Genomic DNA, 25,763 nt, shown 5'->3' with positions numbered 1-25,763 from the left:
AAAATAAAATCATGGTTATGCCACCTCTTATAGAACATAAGTATCCACGTTATGTTCTTATATTAGGTATCGGTTATTGTATAAGTTGACTGATCACCGACAGGGAGGGTAGCAATGACAATATTAGTGGCACCATCAATGACAGAGACTACACTATTTTCTTCATTCGTTACGTGAATTTGATTATTGGCTGCGTTAACATCAACCATAGAAGGTTGTTCTATGACAGGTACTATTCCAATTACAGCATTTGTACCTGCATCAATGACGGAAACGGTATCACCATTTTTATTAGCTACATAAATACGATTGTTAGATAGGTTAGCCCCTAGGTCAGTAGGCTGATCACCGACTTGCACTGTAGCCATTACAGCATTCGTCAATCCATCAATGACAGAGACTGTATTTTTAAATTTATTAGCTACATAAATACGGTTAATATAGGGATGGACATCTAAATTAATTGGGTGGGTTTCTACAGGTATTGTGGCAACAACAATATTGGTTGCACCATTAATGACGGAAACAGTATCATCCCCAGCATTTGTGATATAAACTCTATCCGTGTAGGGATTAACCCCTACACCTGAAGGCTGACTCCCAACTGGAATAATTCCAATAACTGTATTTGTACCTGCATCAATGACGGAAACTGTATTATCACCTTTATTAGTCACATAAATACGATTAGTAGATGGATTGCCATTTACGTTTGCTGGCTGACGTCCTACATTTATAGTGGCAATTAAATCATCAGTTAATCCATCCATCACAGAAACCGTATTGTTATCCTCATTTATTGTATAAATTTGATTAGTAGATGATTTTCCTTTTGGAGATAAAAAATCACCTGCAACATGCACAACCTTTGCTTTTTTTCCCATTTAACTCAACTCTTTTCATAAATACTGTTAAGAAAATTGTTGAAAACATAAGGCACTTACCTTATGTACAAATATATGATGTTAAATTTATTTTATTATCTTAAATTTTTAGGCGACAGAGATGGCTAGTACAGTTAACCTAAGATAGAAATGCTACTGTTTTTATTTAAATGAAAATATTGGTGAGTAAAAAATCGCTTCAACAACATGTGAAAACAAGGGGGAATTGTTTCCTTTTAGGCCATTCCTGCATATGTTGTTATGAATAACGACCTTATATAGAAGGAGCGATTAATATGAGTGATTCACCTAAAAAACCGGAGATTGTTCCAAATAAGTTAATGGACTTATTAGTAAACGATGTTTTTTCTAAACATGGCATAGATAAAGAAAAAATTAAAGGAAACCTATCTGAAGAGAAGAAACAAATGCTTAAAGAAATGGTTGAAGATTTGTCAAAACGAGTGGATGAGTTTGTAAAACAAACAAATGCTACCAACAAAAAAAAATAAATTATATTATTTATAAACGCCGTTAAATAGGCGTTTTTGTTGTTTTTTAAAATGGTTGCACTCAATGGTCAATTGGCCCAATCCTATTGATTGGTATGTTCATATATTAATACATACCATGAAAAAGGAGTGTTAGTTATGTCATCTAAAAAGTATTATTCTTACGATGTAAAGAAAAAATGCAAAAGCAAACATAAAAAAGATGATCCTAAGAAGCATTGTAAAGATGGCTGTAAAGTAGATCACTATGAAAGTGAATCTACGGAATATGATTACTATAATAGTCGTGAGAGTTTCGAAAGTAGGGAGAGTTTTGAAAGTTTTAATGCAGAAGTAGTTCAAGAGGCAGATCAACTTTCTTTAATTGACCAAGAATCAGATGAATTAATTTGGATCAAAGATTCTTGTGATGTTAATGTCACTACAACAGATACTCAAGCAGCTATCGGTATTCAAGTGGCTATCCAAGTAGCCATCGCTATTGTAATCCGTATTGCCATCGGCGATACTGTTCAAAAAGATGGTGTGCTTCAAGACTTATTACAGCTATCTGAAATAGAGCAAACAAATAAACAAAAAATTTATATTGAGAATTCTAAAGACGTAGAAATTACAACGACTGATACAGACGTGGCTCTTAACGTTCAAGTATTGTTACAAGTATTAGTAGCTATTATTGTACTTGTCGATGTTCTTTAATTAAAAATTAAACGAGGTGAGAAAAATGGGTGAAAGAAAATGGAGAGCACTAGACCATTGTGAAAATAAACGGTTCAGTGGTAGAGACGTATGGCAAGAAGCTGATCAAATAGCTGCTACTGAACAAAAATCTTTTGAGAAAATTATTGTTAAAGATTCAGAAGGTGTTAGAGTACAAACGACAGATACTCAAATTGCAGCGACTATTCAAGTAGCTTTACAGATAGCTATTGCAGTAGTAGTTCGTATTACAATCGGTGATAATGTGCAAGGAAACAGCGTCGTTGAAGAACTAAAACAATTCGCTAGCATTAAACAAAAAAATTCTCAAAAAACAATTATTGAAAACTCTACAAATGTAAATGTTACAGCTACTGACACAGATATCGCTGTAAATCTTCAAGTACTATTACAAGTATTAATCGCTATCTTAGTTACATTAGACATCCTTTAATATGTAACTAACCTTCTGAGCGTAAAAACAAGGAAGGGAAATTATTGTAATCCTATATAGGAAAACAGAATAAACAGGGAATTTTATTCTGTGAATGCATTTAGCTAAATTTATTCGTGCGTGTTTTAGTAAATAAAAGAAAGTAAAAAAGCCTTCGCGTTTATAAAAGCGAAGACTTTTTTATTAAATAAAATTGAATAATATTCTTAATCCGAATAAGCAACTCCATTAAAACTTTCTGGTCCAACTCTCACAGTTCCTAGGATGTTACAAGTGATGAAAGCTGTGTAAATTAAAAGATTAGAAGCTGGCTTTGGTACATTAAAATCTGAAGCAGTAAACGTAAAAAGCTGTGGTCCTAAAAGGTTAATATTCAACGCCTCCGATGAAGAGTAGACAACTGGGTCGTTAAAGGCAGTACCTCTTACAATAGTAATTGTAACAGTAGTTGCGACAGGGAGGAGTGGTAATTGGCAAGCTACAGTACCACTTAATTGAGTACGAATAGCACCTGTAGCACTTGTAACGTTGAGGCCAATTTGACCGAATAGACCTGGATTAGAGAGAAGTGTAATAGGGATAGAAATAGAGTTAGCTATACTAGCATTTTGAGATGTTCTAGAATCTAATAATATCGTCATGGTATTTTTAACCTCCTTTCTATGTACTATTACTATATGAAATGGTGACCTGTAGTGATTGGACAAACTAATTACCTTATAGTGTTATTTAAACTGTTATTAATTAGATTAACATCTGATTAAGGATTCTTTTAATGAAAAAGTGTTCGAATTTAAACCATACATACTGAGAGATACACATAGAATGATCATATGTAAAGCAATAAATTAGGTGTCAGGAAAACAGCTTAATGAGGCCTCATGATGGCTAGAATTTTTAAAGGCGGAGGAGTATATATGAAGGATATTCATTTGTTTTTAATTGGATATGTAAACTCAAGTTCGATAAAAAAAGCTATAGATTCGGTGCATCTTATTAATAATCGTATAGATGAAATTATTATCTTGGACATACCGGAGACTTTAAACCAATTAGGATTGACTTTTGAAGGTGCAAAGACAAAATGTATAAACTTACTTGATAATGATTTAGGGTTAACATTAAATCATCACATTCAATCACTGTCTTGTGAATATGTCATGTTCTTGTATAGTTATGATTATTTAGATAATAGTATTACGAAGCATCAATTAGCATTAGATGATGAGAAAGTTGTAATGACTTACGATATCACAATTAATAATAAAGTTATACAGCGACCGTTTTTGTCAAAGGCTTCTTTTCTCCAACAACATCCCTTCTCTTTGAGATGCCACGTTCCATTTAAAGAATCTGTTCTTCCATCTTGGCTTTTAACAGTAGATGAACTATCTATCGCTTCTTCACCGAATAAATTGGTTAATCAAACATTCATAGATAAAACCAGTAGTAATCTTCAAAAGTTAAATTTTATAGAGAAGTATCAGCAAAAGTTAGAGAAACAGAACTTAGCTCCTTCAATTGCTGTTATTATAGCTAATTATAATATGGCTAATTATGTAGGGATAGCTATTAACTCGTGTATTCTGCAAAGTAGTCTTCCAGAACAAATAATAGTAGTTGATGATGGATCAAACGATCATTCCCTAGAGATTATAAAAAGTTTTAAAAACACACCAGGTTTTAGGTTTCTTAGTAAAGATAATGGTGGGAAAGCAAGGGCTCTTAATGCGGCTCTATCATATGTTGAAACAGAATTTGTCATGGAGTTAGATGCCGATGACTGGCTAGACCCAGATGCATTTTACACTATAAGAAGATGTTTAGAAAATTTAAAGGAAGATGTAGCTGTTCTCTACGGTAATTTAAGAGCATGGAAGCAGAATGGAGAAGAAAATATAAGGTATAAAGGGTTAAGGAAAGGACGAGCGATTCTCAATAGAAACGACCTTCTTTCTTATGTATTTCCCTTAGGACCTCGCATCTATCGTACGTCGACTTTAAAACAAAATAACGGGTTTCCTTTAATTGATTTTGAAGGAGGACGAATGTATGAGGATGTAAGTGTATTAAATGATCTAATAAAAACACATCGATTGTTATATAAGGATATGACAGTTTATAACGTAAGGGAACATCCGTTAAGTATCACGAAAAAAAATCACTCCAGTTGGAGTGATTTCTTAAAATACCTTGACTAGTTTACGCAACCGGTGAAATTTTAATTGAAGTAATTGATGGAAGAGCAATAGTTAAAGGAAGAGTAGTTCCGCCATATCCATATCCCACAGTTTGAAGGATTGTAATAAGGCCATTTGTTACAGCAGTGATAATTCCTTCAACAAAGCCATCTGCTAGTGCGATTTCGACTGGTGTACCAATACGCTTTGTTAATTCAGCTACTAAAGTACTTTCAAACATAGTATGACTCCTTCCTTAAAGTGATGATACTGTTTCAACTTTAGAAAGTGGGATATAGTTTAACGATCCGTCACTTTCAGCAACTGCCACGTAGTCTGATAAAACAGCAAGTAAAACACCTGTAATGGTTTCATTTGGTGTAGATAGTTGAACTGTTTGATTAACACGATTTTTTAAGTCGTTTCTAATCGGGGCTGAACCAGATGAAATTGGTAGTCCTGCTAATATGGAGAGAAGATTTCTTAAAAGATCACTAGCAGAAGTAGTAGTAGTACTTACAAGACCCGTAGTAGTGTTTAAGATATCAGTTGTAGTCGTATTAACGGTATTTAAAAGGCCAGTTGTAGTTGTATTAACAGTATTTAAAAGATCTGTTACGACAGTAGTAGGATTAATAGTATTTAAGGCGTTAGTTACAGTAGTAGCAGGGTTGACAGCATTTAAAAGGTCTGTAGCAGAAGTAGTAGTTGTGTTGACTGTTTGAGGTAATGAAAGCAGGTTTTTTAACAACGCTGCTCTTGCTTCACTTGATAGTGCCAATAGAATTCATCCTTTCTTAAAGCAAAGTTTTTGCATTATTATCTATGTTTTATAATATGCTTATCCGATTTTAAGGTGCTCGGCGGTTTACCTAATTTACTTAAAAATCCGCCTTTCTTATACAGTAGCAAGAACTAAATAGTAATTAAGAGTGTTCTTTATATTTTAACGCTAGCTGTTCCATTACGTGTTTATGACGATTAATTACAATTTTGTTTTCTTCTTTTATAAAAGAAGCATATTTTTTGCTCCCCATATTTTCATGTATCCTTGATAACAAAAGGGGCTGAGGGATGTATTGTAAATCGAATATTTGAATGATTCGTAACCATAAGTCATAGTCATGAGTATAAAGAAGTGTCTCGTCAAAAAGACCCACATGGTCAAACACACTTTTGTGAATCATAATTGAGCAGCCGTTAATAATATTTCCTTTGCTTATTCTAGTGATAAGATCTAATTTATTTAACGTCTGAATACCTAAAGGCGGACTAATAATTCGTCCTCTATAATTGATGGCGTAGTAATTTGTGTGACTAAAAAAGGCATTATGAGTTTTCATCGATTCTAGTTGTATGGCGATTTTATGATGATCATAAATATCATCAGAACTAAGCCAACATATATAATCACCTGTTGCTTGCTGAATTCCTACATTTAAAGCACTCGCTGTGCCACCATTTTCTTTTGTAATATAGATGATTTTATCTAAATAGGGAAGGATTTTATCCGTATGCTTAGTAGATCCATCATTTACTACTATAATTTCAATATTGGTGTAGGTCTGTTTAGTTAAACTATCTAGTGCATGATCGATATAAGAGCAATTAAAGAATGGCACAACAATAGATACTTTTGACATATTCACTTCTCCTTTCAAGAATTAAAAATCTGTGATTATGTTTTTAGGGAAAATAACAATTTTTAAATTTACATCGCATTTATTAACATATGTAACACGGTTTACATATGAAATAGAAGTTTATTAATTCTACACGTAAAGGTGGAGAGGGAAAATGAATGTATTATTCGTGTTTTATGTTCCAAGTGGAGGAGTAGAAACGTTAAATCGTCAAAGGTGTAAAGCCCTTAAAAAGTACAACATTAATGCTCATTGCCTTTATTATGAAAATAGAAAGAAAAGCATAAATGACCATGGGACCCAAACGTTTGTAACGAATGAAGACCATGAAATTAAAAAAATACTTGATGAAGGAGATTATAGTCTCATTGTCATTGTCTCAGATTTTCAAGCTCTTCCTCGGTTTAGATCGCTTGGATATCAAGGGAAAATGATTATTGAAATACAAGGGTACGGCCCAAAAAGTACAGCAAAATCTGCTCTTACAGATGCTATACCTCTTGTCACTAACTATGCTTCAGGATTTCTTAATCCCAAGACTCCTCATATCGTGCAATTACTAGATGAACTCTACCCCTCATTTCCAAAGTTTAGTTTCAACAATTGTTTTGATACTAATCGGTTCTCCTATAAAGCTGTACCTACTAGTCATCAGCCTAACGTCGCATGGATTGGGCGAATCGAAGATAACAAAAATTGGAGAGAGTTCTTAAAAATCGGTAGCGAATTAATCCATAATCACAATTCAAACATACGATTACATATGTTTGAAGACCCTACTCTAAGCGAAGCTAAGGAAAGAGGTCAATTTGAAAAATTAATTAAACAGTTAGATTTAGAAAAACATCTTTTTCTTCATGCAAACGTTCCGAATGATCAAATGGCCGTTTATTTTTCCATGATAGGGGAATCAGGCGGGTTTTTATGCTCTACTTCAAAGGTAGAAGGAGCCCCATATTCTCTTCTTGAAGCGATGAGTTGTAAATGTCCGGTTTTAACCACTGACTCCGATGGCGTAAGAAGCTCAATTATTCATAATAAAACGGGGAAATACTATACATTAGGTGACGTTACCGAAGCTGTTAAAGAGGCAAAGGAGTTAATGACGGATTCTCAGTTAAGAGAAAAGATACGTAAAGATGCTTTTGAGCACGTAAAAGTAAATTTCAACCCAGATTTATACTGTGTGAATTTTATTTCAATGATTCAATCACTTGGACTAAACCTCAGTAAGTAAATAAAATACCAGATATTTTCTAGTATCTGGTATTTTATTTTTCTTGATTTTCTGTGTTAAGTTTTTCTGCTTGTTCGTAAAGCGACAAAAAATTAGTAACCATTTTGTTAAGGTCCCATTTATCTTGAGCCCACTCTTTTGTACAAGAAGCTAGCTGGTTTCGAAGTAAATCATTTGCAAGCAAATACTTTAATTGCTCATACAGTTCATAAATATTTCCTACAGAAGAGACTAGCCCGCTCCTTCCCACTTCAATCATTTCAGGTAATCCAGCTGTATTGCTAATAAGAACAGGAAGGCCTGCAAGCTGGGCTTCCATAACAGAATAAGGCTGAGTATCGTGAATACTAGGGTGAACAAAGATATCGGCTTCTCTAAGGAAATGAAGAACATTATTCGAGGCACCTAAAAATCTAACTTTATCTTTTAGATCTAAGTTTGTGCATTGTTTTTCTAATTCCCCTTTAATTTCGCCTTCCCCCAGTATCCAGCATTCCCAATCCTGTCTACCTTCTTTTAAGAGAGCAAGGGCATCTAGGAGGTGATGAATGCCTTTTAAATAGACAAGCCTTCCCATATAAAGGATAATTTTTTTACTCTGCTTGGGTCCGATAAGTGGCTTCTCCATGGCATCCCCAAGGAACTGTTGATTACTAATTCCATATGGAAAGGTAACAATTTTGTCTGAAGGAATAGAAAAATTATCTGCAATATTACGAGACATCCATTCGGTTGGACTATGAATGAAATCACTGGCTTGATATCCTAACTTCTCAATCACCTGGTGATATTGATATTCAAATGTAGCTTCTATTTGTTCGTCTGTTTTATGAGGGTGCATGGTTTTGAGTGTGAAAAAGATATCACGTGATAAATTTCCAAGAGCACTAGTAACAAGTGGAATATGAGAAGGTTTAACTCGATTTATAGCGTTTGCTGCTGTGACATCTAGCGCATGTATAAGGTCATATTGCTGAAGGTTGTAATATGCTGCGGAAAGCTCTAAGCTATAACGAAATAATTCAGTGTTGTATATCCAACTCTTCATTGGAAGTGAAGGAAGCTCAGTAAGCAATTTTTCTTCAATATAGGGAGAAAGAACAGCAATATCTATTTCTGGTTTTTGTCCAATGATTCGATATTTATTTAAATCAGGGGTCTGGCTAAGGATATGAACTGTATGACCTGACTCTTTCAGTGACTGTTGGAGTGATGATACAAATGTCCAAACGCCTCCGGTATAGGGGAGTGGGTAATAGGAAACTAATAAAATCTTCATTTTATAATCATCCTTTAATTATTTTCTCTCTATTCAATAGTAAGAGGAGAAGAATAAGAATTTTCAACGCCTAAAGCACCTCATTGAGTATGAGAAAGAATTATACTTACAACCCCAGGATCAGGTATCTTATAATTGGTAGGTAAATTAGTTTTTACTTCATTTAAAAACTCAATTAGATTTTCATCAAATAACGAATCCTTATTATTCTTCATGTATGTCCCTTCTTTTCTCAAAATTGATATATGCTTAAATTTTTATTATTTTGCAAATTCCTATCTATATAATATGTCCAAAATTTTTAATTGGCACGGACGAGTGCACGCTGATAGTAGATAAATATAATAACAATTTTTGCAAATTCTTTTTTACAAAGTTTGTTTATTAAAGTTTCCATACAGATTTGTATGTAATAAACTTTACACATTTCCATGTAAAGTTTTTAGAGTGAAAGATAAACTTGTGTCCTAATAATACGTTTCATTTATTAAATGAAAGTAACGAGTGGAAATACTTGTAATAAAGACTAAATAGGAGGGTGTAAGGAGTAATCATAGAAGGATAAACTCACCTAATCTTGTGAAGGATTTGATTGTGATTTACTTATATATTTTTGCAGCAGAGGGCGGTAATGAAACTCGATAGTTTTCATTTCTTCTCTCATCTCATTTTGGTATCTACTGGTGCCTGATTTTTCATGAGAACGAAATTTTGTGAGTGCTTCATCATAATAATGGATTTCATAGCCATTGACAAGCATACGAAACCACATCTCATAATCATGAGTATAACGAAAATCCGGAGAGAAAATCCCAATTTCATCAAAGATCTTCTTTTTTATAAGAATGGTACATCCATTTATAGCATTATACGTTAAGTAGGCATTATACACTTCTTCTAAATTAGAAAAACGTTTACAGCACCAAGGTATTAAAACTTGGTTATCTTTATTAATATAGTCAAAGTTAGTGAAGCTGGCATCTATGTTCCTTTGCTTCATAAAGTTTAGTTGTTTAGAAATCTTTTCAGGAACAAAATAATCATCCGAGCTTAGCCAGGCTATATACTCTCCTGTAGCAGTGAATAAACCAGTATTTATTGCAGTAGCCGTCCCGCCATTTTCTTTTCTTATATAAACAATTTTATCTTTAAAGGACTCTATCTTCGCAGTGTGGGATGTAGAACCATCGTCTACCACAATTACTTCAACATTTTCATAAGTTTGGTTTAAGGCACTTTTGATTGCTTGATCGACAAAGGCACAGTTGTAAAAAGGAATAATTATTGATACTTTTGGACCCATTGTTTCCCCTCCGAAAAAAATTTTCATAGCATAAGTGAAACGTAGTCTAAATTATGACTTTTGTAGGTGGATAAAAGGTGGAGATGATAGTTCTAAGTTCATTAATGAAATCACACTCTTGATTAGAATATGCATAAACCTTCTTAAGTGACATGCTTTCGCAGAAACTTCATTCATATAAAAAACCTGATTTTATAAGAGAATTGCTATTTCTACGCACCTAAACTCTGATTTTCCATAAAGGTGAATAGGTAATTATAATGACAGAAAGAATCTCTAACGATAAAAGTCAATAATGTCCCGGATAGAAGATTCTAATGTCGTAGTTGGTTGCCAACCCAAGTCAGTTAGTGCTGTAGGGTTTGAAGTAACAAAATTATTTAAAGGACTTTTATCATCCACTTTCACTTGAAATTTAATAGGAGTTATCTTTTTGAAAATATTTATAATATCTTGTAAAGAATTACTTTTTCCAGAAGAGACATTGTATGAACGTCCATTTTCTCCTTTTCTGAGCAGAAAATCATAAGCTCTAACAGCATCTCGTACGTCTAAGAAGTCAAAACGATTATTTAAGTTACTCACCCTCAGATACTTTTCCCCCTCTTCTTTCTCCATAGCTATAATTTTTTTAGCGAAAATGGAACAAACTCCTTTAGAGAAGCCAGGACCTATAAGATTTGATGGTTTAGCGACAACAACATTCATATTGTATTGATTTGACCAAAATTGCGAAATGAGGGTTTGAATGGTCTTACTCAGACCATAGGGGTGATTAAACGTGGCTGGAACCGTTGGATCAAACTGAAGAGCAGAACCTACAATAACAGCTTTACAAGAAGGCATCTCTTTTCTAAGAGCATCAAGTAAGTATGCTGTAGCCATTGCATTTACTTCTAGAGATTGAATGGGATTATCCCAGGATAATCCCACAGCGTTTTGACCTGCCAAATGAAGGAGGTAGTCCGGCTTGGTTATTGAAATTAACTCCTTTACCGACTCATTATTAGATAGATTGCATGTTCTGCGTTTAATTTGCTTATTAGAAAATGAATTCATGTTTGTGATAGCTATGACGTCAAACTCTAATCTTGAAAAATAATCACATGCGTGAAGTCCAGTAAATCCACTAGCACCGGTAATTAGTAACGTAGGTTTCTTATCCAATCACGACACCCCACTCTGAATAATAATCTAATAAATAAAACTTATTATAGATGTATGCTTAAAAAGCTAAATATTTCATCTAATGCTCAACAAGACACGATCCTAAAACATAGAGTGAAAATACAGGCAGAGGTCTATAGCATTAACAAATTCCATGAATACCTATATAGAGAGACTTTTAGAACGTGAATGCTACGGGAAGAGGAGAGAACATAATGAAAATACTGCTTGCTACATTCTGGGAAGTTCCCCATGTAGGTGGAGTTTGGAATTATATGCAGCAATTAAAGCAAGAGCTTGAAGGGTTGGGTCATGAAGTAGATTTACTTGGACATGGACTTGGAAATAAATCAGTTCATATTGTTAATAAAAATATAGAGGTAATTAAAGATGAACTATTATTAGTAGAAGAATTGGAACAACATGAGAAAAATACTCCTATTCTATATAAAGATCCAGTAGTGAAATTTTATGAAAAAGAACGTATTGGTTATACAAGAGGTGTTTCTCGTTTAAATATCAACCAATATGATTTAATTCACACACAAGACGTTGTAGCAACTGCGTGTATTCGTTCCTTAAAGAGTGTAAAAACGCCGGTGGTAGCAACTATACATGGTTGTGTTGCTCACGAGTTAAATCGCTACATCAAAGACATTCTGAAGGCTCCTACAGCTGATATAGCTACTAAATATTTTAATGAACTTGAACATACAGGTGCTATGGCTGCTGATTGTACTATAGTTGCAAATCATTGGTTAAAGGAAATTTTAATTCAGGAATTTAGGGTTAATGAGCATCAACTTAAAGTGTTTCATTACGGATATGATATAGATTCTTTTTTAAAGCGAATGCAAATACCATCTAATGTTCATCCACCAGTTGGTCAACAAGTAATTATTTATACAGGGAGATTAGCTGAAATTAAAGGTATTCATCATCTATTAGAGGCTCTCAGTGAACTCAAAAAAATTAAGAAAGGCTGGGTCTGCTGGATCGTTGGAGATGGAGATCAAAAAGCTGAGTTGAAGGCTCAGAGTAGAGCGCTCGGTTTAGGTAAGAGGGTTTTATTTTTAGGTAATAGAAACGATGTGCCTTCTTTACTCTCTCTTGCTAACATTTTTGTTTTGCCAAGTCTTATAGAGAATCAACCTTTATCAGTTATTGAAGCTCAGATTGCTAAAAAACCAGTAATAGTAAGTGACGCAGGGGGATTACCCGAAATGGTTCAGCATGGATCTACAGGTTTAATTTTCCCGGCAGGTGATGCCACATCGTTATGTGAAAACCTTTATAATTTGCTAATAGATCCAGCATATAGAGGCATGTTAGGAGCCAATGCACAAGAATGGGCTTTAAAACATTGGGATCAGAAAGATGCAGTTCAAAAAGTTCTAGATGTTTATAAAGAGGTGCTTTCACATAAGAGTGAAATGTAAATATATCGAAAAGGAAGCTAAATGTCTTTTTTGGAAATGATTGGGTAGGTAGCTTATACAGGAGCCCTATAGGTGACATATACTATTAAAACTTTAAAGAGGAGAGAATAGTATATGAAGGCTGTAGTAACTGGTGGGGCGGGATTTATTGGTTCCCATCTTGTAGAAGAGCTCATTAGACAAGGCTTTAATGTCCACATAATTGATAACTTAATTTCTGGAAAGTATGATAATATACACCCTCTTGCTACTTTTCATATAGAAGATATATGTAGTGATAAAGCCAAACAAATCATTCTAGATGAAAAGCCTGACATAGTCTTTCACTTAGCTGCTCAGGCAGATGTTTCACGATCTATCCAATCGCCTCAATATGACGCAGATGTGAACATAAAAGGAACTATAAATTTGCTGGAAGCCTGTAGAGATGCTTCGGTAGGTAAGTTTATATTTGCCTCTACTTCAGCTGTATATGGAAATCTACAAAAAGAATTAATTACTGAACAAGATGCAACTGTGCCAGCTTCTTATTACGGTCTGTCGAAGCTAGCTGCTGAATCGTATATACGTCTATTTCATTATTTGTATAATTTACCATATACAATTCTTCGATACGGAAATGTATATGGGCCACGGCAAACGCCAAAAGGAGAAGGCGGAGTAGTAGCAGTGTTTTTAGAAAGGTTGAGCAAAGGGCTTTCCTTTAATATTCATGGTGATGGGGAACAGACACGTGATTTTATATATGTAAAAGATATTGTTCAAGCTAATATTGCAGCAATTAAAAAAGGGAACCAAGAGGTTGTTCACGCCAGTACTACAAAGAAAACTTCAGTGAACGATTTATTAAAAAACCTTGAGTATATTCATGGTTCTAATATTGATGTTGTTTATACGGAAGGGAGACCTGGGGATATCAAACATAGTTGTCTCGACAGTGAGAAAGCACAAAAGCTATTAGAATGGTCTTCAAGAGTATCTGTTTTAGAGGGATTAAAGGAAACATATACTTTCTCTAGAAAAAAAGCTTAGTATTTAAGCTTTTCTACATTTCTTAACTAGTTGTCTATTTTATTAACTATATGCTCATTAGCCCTAACATTTTAGGATAGTCCTGCATTTAATATTGTATAGCCTTGTACAATAAGACCCTTTAAGGAGCAACCCATATGAAACTAGAAGATTTAAAAGGGGCATATAGCGCCATTTTTAGTTTAGGCGATTTATGTTTGACATCTCTTCAACTGAGAGACAATAACTTAAGAAACTTTGCGGGGATTTTGGATTGGGTATCCTCACCGGATCTGAAAAAGGTAAACATGCTTTTGAAAAATCAGTTTGCTGACTTTTTAAACCCGGATAATTTAAGGATAATCCAGTACGTATCTGATTGGGATTTATTAGTGTGGGATGAAATTTATAATATAGGGTTTAACCACGATTTTAAGACTGATAAAAATACACTTTCTCACTTAGGAGGATACGGGGAGGTTAAAGAGAAGTACGATAGAAGAATTCAACGGTTTTTAGAGAATTTATCTACTGGCCAGCGTATTCTGTTTATTAGAACGGAAGCTAATCGTGAAGAAGCTGCAGAGCTTGAGAGCATTTTATCTACTATGATTGAAAGTGACTTTAGCATTCTGATTATTAATCATACGGATGTGAATGATTTAGTTGAAAAAGAATGGTCGCTAAATAAAGTTTGTGCTATTGAATTACCCAATCAAGATAAATGGAACGCTAATAATCATTATTGGAAAAGGATACTTGATGGTGTTTCCCTTTTATAAGTACGTTAGCTCTCCCTTTAATGTATTTATAAAAGGTTATGTTTTTCAAATGATATCCTTAGGAGGTTTGAATGGGAAGAAAATCTCCATCATACTTACTTGGTGTATGTACTCACTTGCCTCTTGAAGCTTATTTAATATTTTCTATACATATAACCTCTATACAATACTAATGGACAAGTTGTATTAATTGAAATAGATGCAGTGCAAAAAACTTTTCCTTGCTAATGTTAAGGTGCTTTTCGAGGTGCCTATATAAAAGTCAATGTTAAAAAAATTAATTTGTTAACCGGATAAGGGGGAAAGGGTATGGATCATAAGCAAATAGAGTTGCAACAAGGATACGATATAACTGGAAAGCAACGTTATCGAATTATAACAGGAGCATTTATTGATAAGATTATAGCAGAACAAGTTGCAAAGGAAATAAAAGAACGCTACGGTCTTACTGTATACGTGATACCTGAGCACGTTGAAAAAGCTGAGTCTAATCTCTAACGTAACTTTATTTTCATTTTACTATAAATTAGAATAAGAATAGACAGCTAAACTATTTTTATAGAAATAGTCTAGCTGTCTATTCTTATTCTTGTAGAAGTATACAATGAATTTTATTATCTGTTTATCATAAGCTAGTATGAGAGAAATCATTTTTAGTGTTTCCCATCTTATCATGTTTTTCTTACATATGGTGAGTACTAGTTATTTTGACATCCACTCTTTCAGCTCCATTAACATCTGCTGGTAACTAGGAGTTGGATAACAAAGATCTGTCCGAGTACTAATAATAGTACGATCTAATATTACATCCTCATTAGGAATAATTTTGACATCATCTTTTTTAAAGATATCTTTAATCAATTCTAGTAATGCAAACTTTGATATTTTTTTCGGTGAGTGCAAATGATAGAGTCCGGAAGTATTATTTTCTAAGAAGAAATTAATTGCTTTAGCTAATTCTAACGTTGTTACTCCATTCCACAGTGCCTTTTTATACCCTTTAATTGAGCCCTTTTGTGTCATAAACCATAGGAATAAACCAATGCCATCCTTCTTTAACTCGGGTCCTATTATAGAAGTGCGGATTGTTAAATGTTTTTCGTCAATAATTTCACCTAGCTGTTTAGACTGAGCATATACAGAGGTACCGTCTGGAACATCGTTTTCTGTATAATCTCCTTTTTTTCCTGAAAACACACAATCTGTACTAATATGAATTAATTTTCCTTGATGCCGTTCAACAAATTTAGCTAACTGATGTGGAAGTAGGCTATTTACTTGAAAAGCATGCATTGGATTATGGCTAGCGTGTTCATTTAAAATTCCAATACAGTTAATAAGGACGTCTGGCTTAATAGATTCTATGGTCTCCTCAACATGTTTAAAGTTAGTTACGTCCAAGTAAATAGCATTTTTATCCTTAGGGTCTCTTGATGTACAGAAAACATCATGGTTTGTATGCTGTATGAAATATCTAGTGATTACATGACCTGCCATTCCTTTTCCACCAAGAATTAGTACTTTCATTTAAATAAACCCGCCTTTCAGCAACATCTCTCTAATTTCTTCTTTACTAATTACTTGTTTACTTGAATCATATTTTTCTAGATTTACTTGAGCATAATTTAAATAATGTTCTTTTAAACCTTCAATATGAATTGGAGGTAGGATAACATAATACTCGTCGTCGTAAGTAACAGTTGTTGCACTTTCGTATTCAGATAACAGAAGCTCGTGAATTTTCTCTCCAGGTCTTACACCTAATATCTCAACTTCAACCTTTTCTTTTCCAGAAGCTTCTATTAACACATTTGCTAAGTCAATAATCCGACAAGTGGGCATTTTCATGACAAAAATTTCTCCACCTAGACTTTCAAATGTGGCTTTGAAAACTAGCTTTATTGCATCCTCTAATGTCAAGAAGAAACGAGTCATCCCAGGATCAGTAATACCGATTTTTCCTTTTTCTTGAATCTGTTTCTTGAATACATGAATAACGCTTCCGTTAGTTCCTAACACATTTCCGCCACGTATACAAACAAATTTAGTTTTAGTATTTAATGTGTTAGCGTGAATGATTAATCTTTCTCCCATTGCTTTAGATAAACCATAAAAATTAGCTGGATTTGACGCTTTATCAGTGGAGATATAAACGACTCTATCTACATCACAGCTTATTGCAGCGTCTATTACATTTTGAGTACCATGTACGTTGGTTTTTAAGGCTTCAATTGGTTGATCTTCACATACCGGAACATGTTTTAAAGCAGCTAAGTGAAAAATATAATTGACGCCTTGGCATGCTTCAATTAGCGCTTCTCTTTCTTTAATGTCTCCAATAATAAAATTCAATTTAGGATGGTTATCAAATTCTTGTTTCATGGTAAATTGATTTGATTCATTCCTCGAAAAAATACGTATTTCTTTAGGGTTATGTGTTAGTAGTTGCTTAACAAGTTCATATCCCCAAGAACCTGTGCCACCTGTTACTAAAATTGTCTTATTATTAAACACCTTTCATTCCTCCTAGTACAACTTTAATTACCTTGTCTGAAACATTTACATCACCATATCCTTCAGGGTAATACCAATTTTTTAATTGGTTCACCATTACATGAACACAAGTCAAGATTTGGTTAGCATCTATTCCTGACAGCATGTTACTTCCACATTGAATGGTTTCTGGTCTTTCAGTTGTTTTACGAATAGTTACCGTAGGAACATAAAACAAACAGCATTCTTCTTGAACTGTTCCGCTGTCTGTTAAGACACAAAAAGCATTTTTTTCTAGATTTACGAAATCGAAAAAACCAAAAGGCTCATGAAATTCTACTAACGGATGGACTTCTAGCAGTGAAATATTTTCTATTCGAGATTTAGTACGAGGATGAATACTACATATTATTCTCTTTTGGTAAAACTCAGCTACCATATTGATGCCTTTCATGATTTCCAACAGTCGATCTTCATGATCTACATTTTCTGCACGATGGGCTGTAACCAGAAAGTAGTCATTTTCTTTTAAGGACAGTTTCTCAAGAATGCTGCTTTTTTTTATAGCAGGTTCATAATGTTTTAAAACTTCGTTAATTGGATTTCCAGAAGTAATAATACGATTTGAGGGGATACCTTCTTTAATTAAATTTTCTTTACTTTGAGGAGTATAGGGTAGATTGAAGCTTGAGATTGCATCGATAATCCGGCGGTTTTTTTCTTCTGGCACTTCTAAATCAAAACAACGGTTTCCAGCCTCCATATGAATGACTGATATACTCATTCTTTCTGCTAGAATTGCGCTTAAACCACTATTAGTATCGCCTAATATTAAAACTTTGTCCGGCTTTTCTTTTAAAAATAGCTGTTCGAGCTCTTTATACATCTTCGATAACTGTTCACCTAATGAGAGCTGCTGATTAGCCAATATATAGTCTGGTTTGCGTATGTTTAACTCTTGAAAAAATACCTCACTTAATGAAGGAGTGAAATTTTGTCCTGTATGCACTAAAACGTGCTGTGAAGCATACTCATCTAACTTTTTAATAATGAGGCTTAAACGTATAATTTCGGGCCTTGTACCCAAAATAGTCATAACTTTCATTCTTTACACACCCTATTCACCTTATTTATAAGCATAATTACCCTCTCCTAATTCGCATTCGGCCCCTTATTTATTAAAATATGCTTTTCCTTTTTTCTTGCTATAGGCTAATCTATTAATCTTCCCAATAAAAAGTGATAAGTCTAAAATAATAAGCCCTCCTCTTTAAATTAATAAGAATGATGGCTGCTTTTTTGTGGTTCAATGTTTAAATCTTTCTCTGTAAGTTCTCTTCTAGGGACTAAAATCTTATATTTTAGGCCGTCAAGTACGAATATTTAAAGAGTAAATACAGGGGGTTAAAAATCAGAAAAGACCTTGCTTCCTTTTTAAAAAGAAACAAGGTCTTTGGTGCTTAATTTTATTCTTATTACATAAAATTGTATGAAAATAGTTGTGGGAATTACGTCCAAAAATTAGTTATACTTAATCCACTCAGTACATAGTCCCAAACAGCTTCATCATTTGGGTTGTCTAGAGGTACTTGAACTGAACAAATTCCATCAATTGTCCAGTTCATATCTATTACGCCTTTTAATTCATCTAGAGGCTGAAGTAGTAGTATATTAAATGAACCGTTTACTAATTCTGATAATGTGGTCTTTAATTCTATCGCTTCTTCTGGAGTAGCTGCTCCCCATCTAATAAATAAAACAGAGGGGCTATTCTCAATTTTTTCAAAAAATCTCGTGATACGTTGATTAAGCTTTTCTTTATAAGAAGGATACATTACAGTCCAGTCTACATTTGGAATGATAGGGAAATCATGAACAGAAATAATGTTATAATGCATGTCGTGAATAAAATGAGCATTAACTGGTTCTGTTCCACCTTCTTCAGGGAAAATTGCGACTCCGTCATCAAGAAAATGAGCATACCCATCAGTTCGCTGCAGATTTTGGAGGTCCATAAATCCACTAAATCTATTTCTTAACAACCTAGTGACATCAGCAATTGAATTAGATATCATCCAGTCTAAAGGGAATGAAAACCTTCTCCAATTATGCCTTCTTAAATTAAGGGAAGGACCACACCAACTACCTAGCCCTAGCATTAAGTCATAAGATCCTTTAATATCCTGTAAATTCAATATAATCATCCCTTTGTATTTAGCAATTCTATTATAGTAAATGCTAAACCTTGTACATTTGATTGGACAAAGTAACTATATCTTTATAAGAAAGTGTTAGTTAAAAAGACACTGAGGCTAAACGGGAGAGATTTTTACATAACGTCCATTTAGTGACGTAGTAATATTCCATCTAGAACATAGTCCCAAGTCGAAACATTATTTGGATCGTGTGGTACATTGACCATACATACATTATTAATTTCCCAGTCAACTTCGGTAGGAGTCTGTATACCGTCTACGGGATTAAGGATAAGTATTCTAATCTGCGCTTTTGTAAGAGAGGATAAGATTTTTTGTAATTCAGTTGCTTCCTCATATTTAGCTCCCCACCTTATAAACAAAATTGATTTACTGCTCATCATCTTTTTCATAAACCTGTTAACTCTGTAATCAAGGTTTTTTTTGAATTTTGGATACATATCGGTCCAATCTTTATTAGGCACTATAGCAAAATCATGAGCTGAGAAGATATTGTAATAAGTGTCCTGTATAATATAAGATTTAGTTGATTTATATAGATTTTGATGAGGAAATCTAAGCATTTTATCATTAAAATATACATAATCTCCGCTGTCATCTACTAAACTCATATTCTCAATCTGCATAAATCCATTAAACTTATTCTGAAGTAGTCTATTTACATCTGAAAGATACGGAGAATAGCTCCAGTCAAGTGGACTTGAGGTAAAACTTCTCAAATTTAATCGATTCAGTTGTAGTGCAGGATTACAAGCACTACCTAAGCTAATGATTAAATCATATTGCCCTTTAACATCCTGTAAATTCACATTAATTCTCCTATTATTTAAATTTTTATATACACATATTTGATTGGTAGATTTACTTAGAAGACATACATGTACATAGTTATTCAGTAAGTTGCTCTTATAATATAAAAAGCACTGATAATCGGGGTTTCAGCGCTTTTTATACCCTTTATAGACCTGTGTTAAATAAAATTGTTAACACCCGCAATAGATGAATTCTTTAAAGTTTAATGCTAGCGAACTGCTCGATTTGCATTAATTCTTCCATAAGTCCAGTATAATTCTGTACCTGGTACTACATCGCACGTGGATTGAATAGTATTTCTAATTTGGAGATTGGTTTTTCCCTGAGCTGCTAGCAAGGCTGCAAGTCCTGAAACATGAGGGGCAGCCATAGAAGTACCGCTTAGATATGCGTAATAGCTGCCTATATAAGTAGACAAAATTGTTGAACCTGGAGCAGCAACATCTACCCAAGTGCCAAAATTGGAAAAATCAGATTTTTGATCATTGCTATCTGTAGAGGCCACAGCGATTACATTTTGATAAGCAGCTGGGTATGTTGGGGTACTAGAAGCTTCGTTTCCGGCTGCAGCTATAACTACTACTCCTTGGCTCCAAGCGTAATTCACGGCATTCTCTAAAGTGATTGAACTTTGAGTTGAACCTAGGCTCAAATTAATAACTTTTGCTCCTGCATTTGTTGAATAGGTAATTGCATTTGCAATATTACTCAATAGACCATTTCCACTGTTGTCAAGAGCACGAACGGGTATTATTGATGCTGACGGAGCCATTCCTGCAATGCCTAAACCATTCTCTGTAAGGGCTGCAGCTATGCCTGCTACGTGAGTTCCGTGTCCATTACCGTCGTTAGGAACTAGATTTCCATCTACAAAATTATAGCCAGGCCAAAGCTTAATAGATAGTTCAGGGTGATTTAACTGAATTCCCGTGTCTACAATAGCAATTTTTATATTTCCATTACTAGTAGTAACATCCCAAGCATCTGGGGCTTGTACCTTCTGAGGACCATATTGATAAGGAAAAAAGGGGTCATTCGGGGTATATGAAGCTTTAAATGTATAATCTGGTTCTGCGTATTCTACTTCAGTTAATTCACTATAGCGTTTAATTAAGTCATTAATATTTTTTTTAGAATGTAAGACCTGGAAATCAAGATCTTTGTTGTGATATATCAGTGTACATTTATTCTTACGATGAATATTTACTTGGTTTTCAAAGCACACATTCTTTTTGAACTTTACAATGATTTGGCTTGAGTTCTGAAAATCATCAGCTGTAAATTCCTTAGTACTAGCGTTGATACGGCGCTTAAATAGTGGTGATGCCTTTTTTATTGGAATGGTTTTTAGGTTTTTGACTGATTGTTGTTTTAAAATCTTAATAATATATTTCACTGCATAAAACAACAGGATAACAACAGAAACTGATAAAGTAGTAGCTAATAAATGAAGCATTTGTTCCCTCCTGGAAATCGCACTCTTTATAGAGTATTCACGATTTATTAAAAGGGTTTGGACAGAGTCTTTATTTAAACAAATAATTGTGTATTTTAAGAGAGTTATTAAAAGTGAAAAGTTATCCTATCTGTCATATTACTAATTTATCTTTAGATAATGAGTGTTATGTCTCGCTTTAAAGCACCAAATTTGTAATTAGAAAGAAAGCCACTAGTATATCTAGTGGCTTAGTCTTTAAAAATCGCTAAATTCTTCGAGATCATCGTCATCTAAAGGTCCAGAAACGTGTTCTAAATCTGCAATTTTGCCTTCTTTAATGCCCTGATTTACAGGTTGTTCTACGTCATCTTGTGTATGAGAAAAGCCATTAGCCAAAATTATACGACAGGCATTGTTAGTTATTCAGATGATGACACGCTGCGTATGAATGAGCAAATGAAGGCTTTAAAGGTGTGTGCAAAGGTGTACTGCAGAAAGTAGATGAGACTGGGAGTATTTATTTAAAATGATATCATTTTAAATAAAATAAATGTGATTGAAACATGCAATATGTCCTACACGTATACCAGCAAAATTCCCAAAACTTACTGGATTATACGAAACAGGACTCTATTATTTTAAATATACAACGCGCTTGCCAAGCTTTTATTGATTTAGCGATGCACATTGTAGCTGAAGAACGTTTGGGTCTTCCAAAAACGAGCTGAGAAGCTTTTGACATGTAGGAGTCTCAATCTATTATTACAAGCGAGATTGTTTATAGAATGAAAGCTATGGTAGGTTTCAAAAATATTGCTGTTCACGATTATCAAGCCATTAATCAAGATATTCTTCAGCAAATTTTGGACAAACATTTAAGTGGTTTTACTACCTATACAAAGCAAATTCTTTATTATGGGCTTTGGAAAGGCATTGGTAAATATAAGGTGTATAGAAACTTACATATTATGTAATTAAGTTTGTGTTAGAACCTTTAGGCCTACAATCTTCGTTTTTGTTCTAAATGAATAGTTATATCTCTTAAAGTTGTATCTAATATATATTTAGACAGTAGGGAAGCATACTTTCAAGCTTCCCTACTAAATGCTTGTCCTAATTTAAATAATTAAGCTGTTTGCAGACCTTGGATTTCTTCAGCGTCTAAAACAATCACTCCTGCTGAAGTAGCGAAATAAGCTAAAGATCTTGCCTCATCGAAGCTTGAAAAAATAACGTTATTAATTTGAGTACCGCTTAAAAGTACACTTGCAATCGGTGTGCCAGGATCAAGAATTCTCAAAACCTCTGGAATCATACGCGGTGTCCCCCCTTGCTATACCAAATTAAATACAGATCATATGAATCTATATTTAATTTATTATATGTAAGTTTTAAGCAAAGGCTTGTACTATTTAATCATTTTCATTTAATCTTTTTTTGTGATTGAAAATAAGGACTTTAAGAGGGAATTGTTATATGAAATCTCTTTCAAGTCCTTACATATAATGGAATTTCCGCACTAGCTAAAACTTCATACCGCCATCTATTACAATTATCCTTGAAGAAATTATCTCAGTGTTTGTAAATCCCATTCCTACGTTATAAGCATGAGTAGCTATTTTAGAATTAGGGTTCTTACTGGCTGTTTCTGCTGGGGGATTAATACTTACACTTCTTTTCTTCTTTTTTTGTGGGAAGGACTTGTCTACATAATACATACCATTTTTAAAATTATACTTCATATAATATGTTTGTATTTTAATCACCTTTTCTATACCCCTTATATTTTAGAGGGATTTTGCGAGATATTATTAGAATGGTTTTTTCTTCACTTCTCTTCAAAACTGAACTTTTTTTACTTTAGCATTTTTATTTCTTCTTCCACATTCTTTAACAATTACACCGTCTTGGTTCGCATTTTGTCCCCCATGTTTAGCAACCTGACCGCCCTGATTAGCATTTTGACTGTGGTTACCACTAATCTGTCCTCCAGTTTCTGCATGGTTATAAATATAAATGCTAATATAGGTGCAGTTTTTTTCTCTTTTTTTCTTTTTGTTTTTTGAGCTGCAATTAGATTTTTTATTATGATGAGAATTATTCCTTTCTATTTCGATCACCTCTTTTCTGATAAGTTAGGGAGAAGACGTGAGTAAATTCACTTTTACTCATTAATAGTGTATTCATAGGTAGACAAGCTGCAATATGAAAAAGCCTATATTTGGTAAAAAGAGCCTTTCATATTAGGTCTAGTGGCTGTTGTGATACGAGAGTAAGTACATTTAAATGTACAAGGGGTGTTTTTATTGTTAAAAAATCTAATTGGACGAACATTTCCTTCCTAAGGAAACTACGACTTCTAAAACAGCCTGTTATAAAAGCCAAGGGGGTTTAGGGGTTATATGTAATAGTAAAGCTCTTTTTCATAGATTTGGATAAATTTTTTAAGGTGAAAGATTTTTATGTGTGATATACAGGCCATTGTATTGAAGAGATTTCTATACTATATAGGGTTTAAATATAGAAAGAACTATTGCTGCTTTTTTCCGTCAATAGTTCTTTCTATATTAAATATTCAGTTGTATAGGTTGAGGCTTGATTGAATTTTGAGTAATTAACAAGATGGTGGGATGCTTTGAGGGAAATGAAATAAATTTTCAGGATCATATTTAGCCTTTATTTCTCGAAGTCTTGCGAAGTTTGACCCATAATATGCTTTTCCGAACTTTTCAATATTTTGGTCTGGAACATTAACATAGGACCCTTTTACATATGGTTTCATTAGCTGACGTACTTTTTCAACTGATGCAAGATTGGAAGCTTCTTGAGATTTATTTTCCCAACTAGATGTCCATTCTGTATAAAACAATGGACGGCGCCAAAAGAAGGCTGTTTCATTACTTGGTACTCTGCTTAGAGCACCACCCCAATTTATAAAAAAGAAATTGGCTTCTGTACCAGTAGCTTCTTCTAAAAACTTTTTCATAAATGAAATAGGCTCTTCGGACCACAGATCAAGTCCCCAAGCCGATGAAAATTTAACACTCTGATCGGATCTGCCAGGGATTGGTTCGTCAGGGTCTAAGAAATCTATAGCATCTGGATAGGACAATGTTTCTATAACTGTTTGTGTTGGGGTTCCAGCATTTAGTAAAGGCTTTAACAATTTAGTCAGTTCTTTTTTTGAACCTAAGAAAATCCCTTCTGCATGACACAAACCATTTACTTTGCTGTAAATCTCAAGTATGCACCCTAATCGTTCGTCTACAAATGGTGCCCATTCTTGCCAAGTTTTAAATACTGTTTCTAATTGATCCCATGGCCAAATAATATTGAAGACGGTTGCAGTTTTAGGGGCACGGTGAACTTTAAACGTGTATTCGGTATTATATCCAAAGTTCCCACCGCCACCACCTCTAGAAGCCCAAAATAAGTCCTTATTGCAAGATTGGTCTGCTTGAAGAATATGGCCTTTGGCATCTACTGTTTCCAGGGCAAGAAGGTTATCGCTTATAAGGCCAATTGATCGTGAGACTACTCCAAATCCTCCTCCCATCGTAATTCCTCCAATTCCAACAGTGGGGCTATCTCCAAACGGAGCCATAAAGCCTTCTCGAGCTAGCATCTTTACAAGTGGACCCACGTGAATTCCTGTTTGAACCGTTGCAATCTCACTTTTTTTATCAAGGCAAACTCTATTCATGTTACTTACATCAATAACAATTCCGCCATTTACTACTGAAAGGTTCTTATCTAAAGCATGGCGTCCGCTTCTGACACGTAAAGGTACTTTATTTTCCTGAGCCCATTTAATAGCATTACTGACATCGTAAGAATTTTGTGCAAAAACAAAGACAAGAGGACAGACATCAACATAAGGGTTCCAGTTCTTAATCGCTTGTTGATAGCCAGGATCTCCCTTAAAGATGACTCGTCCTGTTAACGGTGTTGACATGTATTTCACTCCCAATAAAGGTTAGATTTCTAATATTAGTATATGTGAAAATAGGACAAACTCTTGGGTGAGTTATCTAGTAACTAAAAAATATATGCCAAGGTTGTTAAAGGTATTGTTTGTAATAAATATGTTTTAGAAAAGAAATTTTTATTATTAGAAAGGTTATGGATTAAGAAAAAAAGAGGTTGCACCTATTTAGACATGATAAAAATTATTGAACTGAATGATTCTAATTTCTTTGAATGAATTACGTTA

The 25,763-nt window shown here is 34.0% G+C and carries 27 protein-coding genes and 1 pseudogene; 10 read left to right on the top strand and 18 right to left on the bottom strand.

The window, feature by feature from the left end:
• Positions 1-62: 62 nt before the first annotated feature.
• Entirely contained in the window at positions 63-884 is an 822-nt protein-coding gene (locus U9R83_RS27500; protein ID WP_014462114.1) for a YncE family protein, read from the bottom strand.
• 296 nt (positions 885-1,180) lie between these two features.
• On the opposite strand from U9R83_RS27500, the gene U9R83_RS27495 reads away from it, so the two are divergent.
• The 3 genes from U9R83_RS27495 (at position 1,181) to U9R83_RS27485 (ending at position 2,549) form a co-directional block, all read left to right on the top strand.
• Positions 1,181-1,396, top strand: coding sequence for a spore coat protein (locus U9R83_RS27495; RefSeq protein ID WP_014462115.1), 216 nt, complete (start codon positions 1,181-1,183; stop codon positions 1,394-1,396).
• A 138-nt stretch (positions 1,397-1,534) separates the two neighbouring features.
• Complete coding sequence (locus tag U9R83_RS27490) at positions 1,535-2,095, top strand: spore coat protein (RefSeq protein WP_014462116.1); 561 nt, start codon at positions 1,535-1,537, stop codon at positions 2,093-2,095.
• Between the two features lie 25 nt (positions 2,096-2,120).
• Positions 2,121-2,549 (top strand): spore coat protein, encoded by a 429-nt coding sequence (locus U9R83_RS27485; RefSeq protein ID WP_014462117.1) that lies wholly within the window; start codon positions 2,121-2,123, stop codon positions 2,547-2,549.
• 206 nt (positions 2,550-2,755) lie between these two features.
• Here U9R83_RS27485 and U9R83_RS27480 read toward each other — a convergent pair whose 3' ends face one another.
• On the bottom strand, positions 2,756-3,190 hold the full coding sequence (locus U9R83_RS27480) for a hypothetical protein (protein WP_014462118.1): 435 nt from the start codon (positions 3,188-3,190) through the stop codon (positions 2,756-2,758).
• Between the two features lie 240 nt (positions 3,191-3,430).
• Between U9R83_RS27480 and U9R83_RS27475 the strand changes: the two genes are divergently transcribed.
• Positions 3,431-4,750 (top strand): glycosyltransferase family 2 protein, encoded by a 1,320-nt coding sequence (locus U9R83_RS27475; RefSeq protein WP_224906727.1) that lies wholly within the window; start codon positions 3,431-3,433, stop codon positions 4,748-4,750.
• Between the two features lies 1 nt (position 4,751).
• Here the strand turns inward: U9R83_RS27475 and U9R83_RS27470 are convergent, their stop codons facing one another.
• From U9R83_RS27470 to U9R83_RS27460, 3 genes are all read right to left on the bottom strand, one after another.
• Positions 4,752-4,970 (bottom strand): hypothetical protein, encoded by a 219-nt coding sequence (locus U9R83_RS27470; protein ID WP_014462120.1) that lies wholly within the window; start codon positions 4,968-4,970, stop codon positions 4,752-4,754.
• Positions 4,971-4,985: 15 nt separating this feature from the next.
• Complete coding sequence (locus tag U9R83_RS27465) at positions 4,986-5,510, bottom strand: hypothetical protein (RefSeq protein ID WP_014462121.1); 525 nt, start codon at positions 5,508-5,510, stop codon at positions 4,986-4,988.
• 145 nt (positions 5,511-5,655) lie between these two features.
• Positions 5,656-6,372, bottom strand: a complete 717-nt coding sequence (locus U9R83_RS27460) for a glycosyltransferase family 2 protein (RefSeq protein ID WP_034327523.1) — start codon at positions 6,370-6,372, stop codon at positions 5,656-5,658.
• A gap of 154 nt (positions 6,373-6,526) precedes the next feature.
• Between U9R83_RS27460 and U9R83_RS27455 the strand changes: the two genes are divergently transcribed.
• A complete protein-coding gene (locus tag U9R83_RS27455) occupies positions 6,527-7,609 on the top strand; it encodes a glycosyltransferase family 4 protein (protein ID WP_328575566.1) in 1,083 nt (360 codons plus the stop codon).
• 34 nt (positions 7,610-7,643) lie between these two features.
• Here the strand turns inward: U9R83_RS27455 and U9R83_RS27450 are convergent, their stop codons facing one another.
• From U9R83_RS27450 to U9R83_RS27440, 3 genes are all read right to left on the bottom strand, one after another.
• Positions 7,644-8,888 carry a glycosyltransferase family 4 protein gene (locus U9R83_RS27450; RefSeq protein WP_115652735.1) on the bottom strand — a complete coding sequence of 415 codons (1,245 nt, stop codon included), beginning with the start codon at positions 8,886-8,888 and terminating at the stop codon, positions 7,644-7,646.
• 571 nt (positions 8,889-9,459) lie between these two features.
• Positions 9,460-10,191: a glycosyltransferase gene (locus U9R83_RS27445; protein ID WP_014462126.1), complete on the bottom strand. Its 732-nt coding sequence runs from the start codon at positions 10,189-10,191 to the stop codon at positions 9,460-9,462.
• 276 nt (positions 10,192-10,467) lie between these two features.
• Complete coding sequence (locus U9R83_RS27440) at positions 10,468-11,358, bottom strand: NAD-dependent epimerase/dehydratase family protein (protein ID WP_014462127.1); 891 nt, start codon at positions 11,356-11,358, stop codon at positions 10,468-10,470.
• Between the two features lie 215 nt (positions 11,359-11,573).
• Here U9R83_RS27440 and U9R83_RS27435 point away from each other — a divergent pair, with 215 nt between their 5' ends.
• From U9R83_RS27435 to U9R83_RS27420, 4 genes are all read left to right on the top strand, one after another.
• Positions 11,574-12,797, top strand: a complete 1,224-nt coding sequence (locus U9R83_RS27435; RefSeq protein ID WP_014462128.1) for a glycosyltransferase family 4 protein — start codon at positions 11,574-11,576, stop codon at positions 12,795-12,797.
• Between the two features lie 114 nt (positions 12,798-12,911).
• Complete coding sequence (locus U9R83_RS27430; protein ID WP_014462129.1) at positions 12,912-13,829, top strand: NAD-dependent epimerase/dehydratase family protein; 918 nt, start codon at positions 12,912-12,914, stop codon at positions 13,827-13,829.
• Between the two features lie 137 nt (positions 13,830-13,966).
• The gene (locus U9R83_RS27425; protein WP_115652733.1) at positions 13,967-14,590 is read left to right on the top strand and encodes a DUF1796 family putative cysteine peptidase; all 624 of its coding nucleotides are present in this window, start codon (positions 13,967-13,969) and stop codon (positions 14,588-14,590) included.
• A gap of 309 nt (positions 14,591-14,899) precedes the next feature.
• Positions 14,900-15,088, top strand: a complete 189-nt coding sequence (locus U9R83_RS27420) for an SPOR domain-containing protein (protein ID WP_014462131.1) — start codon at positions 14,900-14,902, stop codon at positions 15,086-15,088.
• Positions 15,089-15,292: 204 nt separating this feature from the next.
• On the opposite strand, the gene U9R83_RS27415 is transcribed toward U9R83_RS27420, so the two are convergent.
• The 6 genes from U9R83_RS27415 to U9R83_RS27390 all read right to left on the bottom strand — a co-directional run bounded on the left by U9R83_RS27415 (position 15,293) and on the right by U9R83_RS27390 (position 21,568).
• Entirely contained in the window at positions 15,293-16,117 is an 825-nt protein-coding gene (locus U9R83_RS27415) for a dTDP-4-dehydrorhamnose reductase family protein (protein WP_014462132.1), read from the bottom strand.
• The gene (locus U9R83_RS27410) at positions 16,118-17,104 is read right to left on the bottom strand and encodes a polysaccharide biosynthesis protein (RefSeq protein ID WP_014462133.1); all 987 of its coding nucleotides are present in this window, start codon (positions 17,102-17,104) and stop codon (positions 16,118-16,120) included. It abuts the gene before it with no gap.
• Complete coding sequence (gene wecB, locus U9R83_RS27405) at positions 17,097-18,188, bottom strand: non-hydrolyzing UDP-N-acetylglucosamine 2-epimerase (RefSeq protein WP_014462134.1); 1,092 nt, start codon at positions 18,186-18,188, stop codon at positions 17,097-17,099. The genes U9R83_RS27410 and wecB overlap by 8 nt, the downstream gene beginning before the upstream one ends.
• Positions 18,189-18,591: 403 nt before the next feature.
• Complete coding sequence (locus tag U9R83_RS27400; protein ID WP_309545601.1) at positions 18,592-19,242, bottom strand: DUF1796 family putative cysteine peptidase; 651 nt, start codon at positions 19,240-19,242, stop codon at positions 18,592-18,594.
• Between the two features lie 185 nt (positions 19,243-19,427).
• Complete coding sequence (locus U9R83_RS27395; RefSeq protein WP_042992647.1) at positions 19,428-20,108, bottom strand: DUF1796 family putative cysteine peptidase; 681 nt, start codon at positions 20,106-20,108, stop codon at positions 19,428-19,430.
• Positions 20,109-20,320: 212 nt separating this feature from the next.
• Complete coding sequence (locus tag U9R83_RS27390; protein ID WP_014462137.1) at positions 20,321-21,568, bottom strand: S8 family peptidase; 1,248 nt, start codon at positions 21,566-21,568, stop codon at positions 20,321-20,323.
• 552 nt (positions 21,569-22,120) lie between these two features.
• Between U9R83_RS27390 and hepT the strand changes: the two are divergent.
• Positions 22,121-22,524: pseudogene (hepT, locus tag U9R83_RS27385) on the top strand (type VII toxin-antitoxin system HepT family RNase toxin).
• A 152-nt stretch (positions 22,525-22,676) separates the two neighbouring features.
• On the opposite strand, the gene U9R83_RS27380 reads toward hepT, so the two are convergent.
• The 4 genes from U9R83_RS27380 to U9R83_RS27365 all read right to left on the bottom strand — a co-directional run bounded on the left by U9R83_RS27380 (position 22,677) and on the right by U9R83_RS27365 (position 25,505).
• Positions 22,677-22,865: a hypothetical protein gene (locus U9R83_RS27380; RefSeq protein ID WP_014462141.1), complete on the bottom strand. Its 189-nt coding sequence runs from the start codon at positions 22,863-22,865 to the stop codon at positions 22,677-22,679.
• A 208-nt stretch (positions 22,866-23,073) separates the two neighbouring features.
• Positions 23,074-23,316 carry a hypothetical protein gene (locus U9R83_RS27375; protein WP_014462142.1) on the bottom strand — a complete coding sequence of 81 codons (243 nt, stop codon included), beginning with the start codon at positions 23,314-23,316 and terminating at the stop codon, positions 23,074-23,076.
• A 72-nt stretch (positions 23,317-23,388) separates the two neighbouring features.
• Positions 23,389-23,670 (bottom strand): hypothetical protein, encoded by a 282-nt coding sequence (locus tag U9R83_RS27370; RefSeq protein ID WP_014462143.1) that lies wholly within the window; start codon positions 23,668-23,670, stop codon positions 23,389-23,391.
• Between the two features lie 494 nt (positions 23,671-24,164).
• Positions 24,165-25,505, bottom strand: a complete 1,341-nt coding sequence (locus tag U9R83_RS27365) for an FAD-binding oxidoreductase (RefSeq protein ID WP_014462144.1) — start codon at positions 25,503-25,505, stop codon at positions 24,165-24,167.
• Between the last annotated feature and the right edge of the window lie 258 nt (positions 25,506-25,763).

It is taken from the genome of Priestia sp. LL-8 (genome assembly GCF_036227845.1).
Classification (GTDB): Bacteria; Bacillota; Bacilli; order Bacillales; family Bacillaceae_H; genus Priestia; species Priestia zanthoxyli.
Note: the sequence above shows the minus strand (reverse complement) of the source record. Positions and strands in the feature narration are given on the sequence as shown.

Excerpts from the sequence above, each read along its gene's own strand:
- U9R83_RS27500 (WP_014462114.1), bottom strand. The coding sequence starts at position 884 with ATGGGAAAAAAAGCAAAGGTTGTGCATGTTGCAGGTGATTTTTTATCT.
- U9R83_RS27495 (WP_014462115.1), top strand. The coding sequence starts at position 1,181 with ATGAGTGATTCACCTAAAAAACCGGAGATTGTTCCAAATAAGTTAATG.
- U9R83_RS27490 (WP_014462116.1), top strand. The coding sequence starts at position 1,535 with ATGTCATCTAAAAAGTATTATTCTTACGATGTAAAGAAAAAATGCAAA.
- U9R83_RS27485 (WP_014462117.1), top strand. The coding sequence starts at position 2,121 with ATGGGTGAAAGAAAATGGAGAGCACTAGACCATTGTGAAAATAAACGG.
- U9R83_RS27480 (WP_014462118.1), bottom strand. The coding sequence starts at position 3,190 with ATGACGATATTATTAGATTCTAGAACATCTCAAAATGCTAGTATAGCT.
- U9R83_RS27475 (WP_224906727.1), top strand. The coding sequence starts at position 3,431 with ATGATGGCTAGAATTTTTAAAGGCGGAGGAGTATATATGAAGGATATT.
- U9R83_RS27470 (WP_014462120.1), bottom strand. The coding sequence starts at position 4,970 with ATGTTTGAAAGTACTTTAGTAGCTGAATTAACAAAGCGTATTGGTACA.
- U9R83_RS27460 (WP_034327523.1), bottom strand. The coding sequence starts at position 6,372 with ATGTCAAAAGTATCTATTGTTGTGCCATTCTTTAATTGCTCTTATATC.
- U9R83_RS27455 (WP_328575566.1), top strand. The coding sequence starts at position 6,527 with ATGAATGTATTATTCGTGTTTTATGTTCCAAGTGGAGGAGTAGAAACG.
- U9R83_RS27450 (WP_115652735.1), bottom strand. The coding sequence starts at position 8,888 with ATGAAGATTTTATTAGTTTCCTATTACCCACTCCCCTATACCGGAGGC.
- U9R83_RS27445 (WP_014462126.1), bottom strand. The coding sequence starts at position 10,191 with ATGGGTCCAAAAGTATCAATAATTATTCCTTTTTACAACTGTGCCTTT.
- U9R83_RS27435 (WP_014462128.1), top strand. The coding sequence starts at position 11,574 with ATGAAAATACTGCTTGCTACATTCTGGGAAGTTCCCCATGTAGGTGGA.
- U9R83_RS27430 (WP_014462129.1), top strand. The coding sequence starts at position 12,912 with ATGAAGGCTGTAGTAACTGGTGGGGCGGGATTTATTGGTTCCCATCTT.
- U9R83_RS27425 (WP_115652733.1), top strand. The coding sequence starts at position 13,967 with ATGAAACTAGAAGATTTAAAAGGGGCATATAGCGCCATTTTTAGTTTA.
- U9R83_RS27420 (WP_014462131.1), top strand. The coding sequence starts at position 14,900 with ATGGATCATAAGCAAATAGAGTTGCAACAAGGATACGATATAACTGGA.
- U9R83_RS27415 (WP_014462132.1), bottom strand. The coding sequence starts at position 16,117 with ATGAAAGTACTAATTCTTGGTGGAAAAGGAATGGCAGGTCATGTAATC.
- wecB (WP_014462134.1), bottom strand. The coding sequence starts at position 18,188 with ATGAAAGTTATGACTATTTTGGGTACAAGGCCCGAAATTATACGTTTA.
- U9R83_RS27400 (WP_309545601.1), bottom strand. The coding sequence starts at position 19,242 with ATGCTAGGGCTAGGTAGTTGGTGTGGTCCTTCCCTTAATTTAAGAAGG.
- U9R83_RS27390 (WP_014462137.1), bottom strand. The coding sequence starts at position 21,568 with ATGCTTCATTTATTAGCTACTACTTTATCAGTTTCTGTTGTTATCCTG.
- U9R83_RS27380 (WP_014462141.1), bottom strand. The coding sequence starts at position 22,865 with ATGATTCCAGAGGTTTTGAGAATTCTTGATCCTGGCACACCGATTGCA.
- U9R83_RS27365 (WP_014462144.1), bottom strand. The coding sequence starts at position 25,505 with ATGTCAACACCGTTAACAGGACGAGTCATCTTTAAGGGAGATCCTGGC.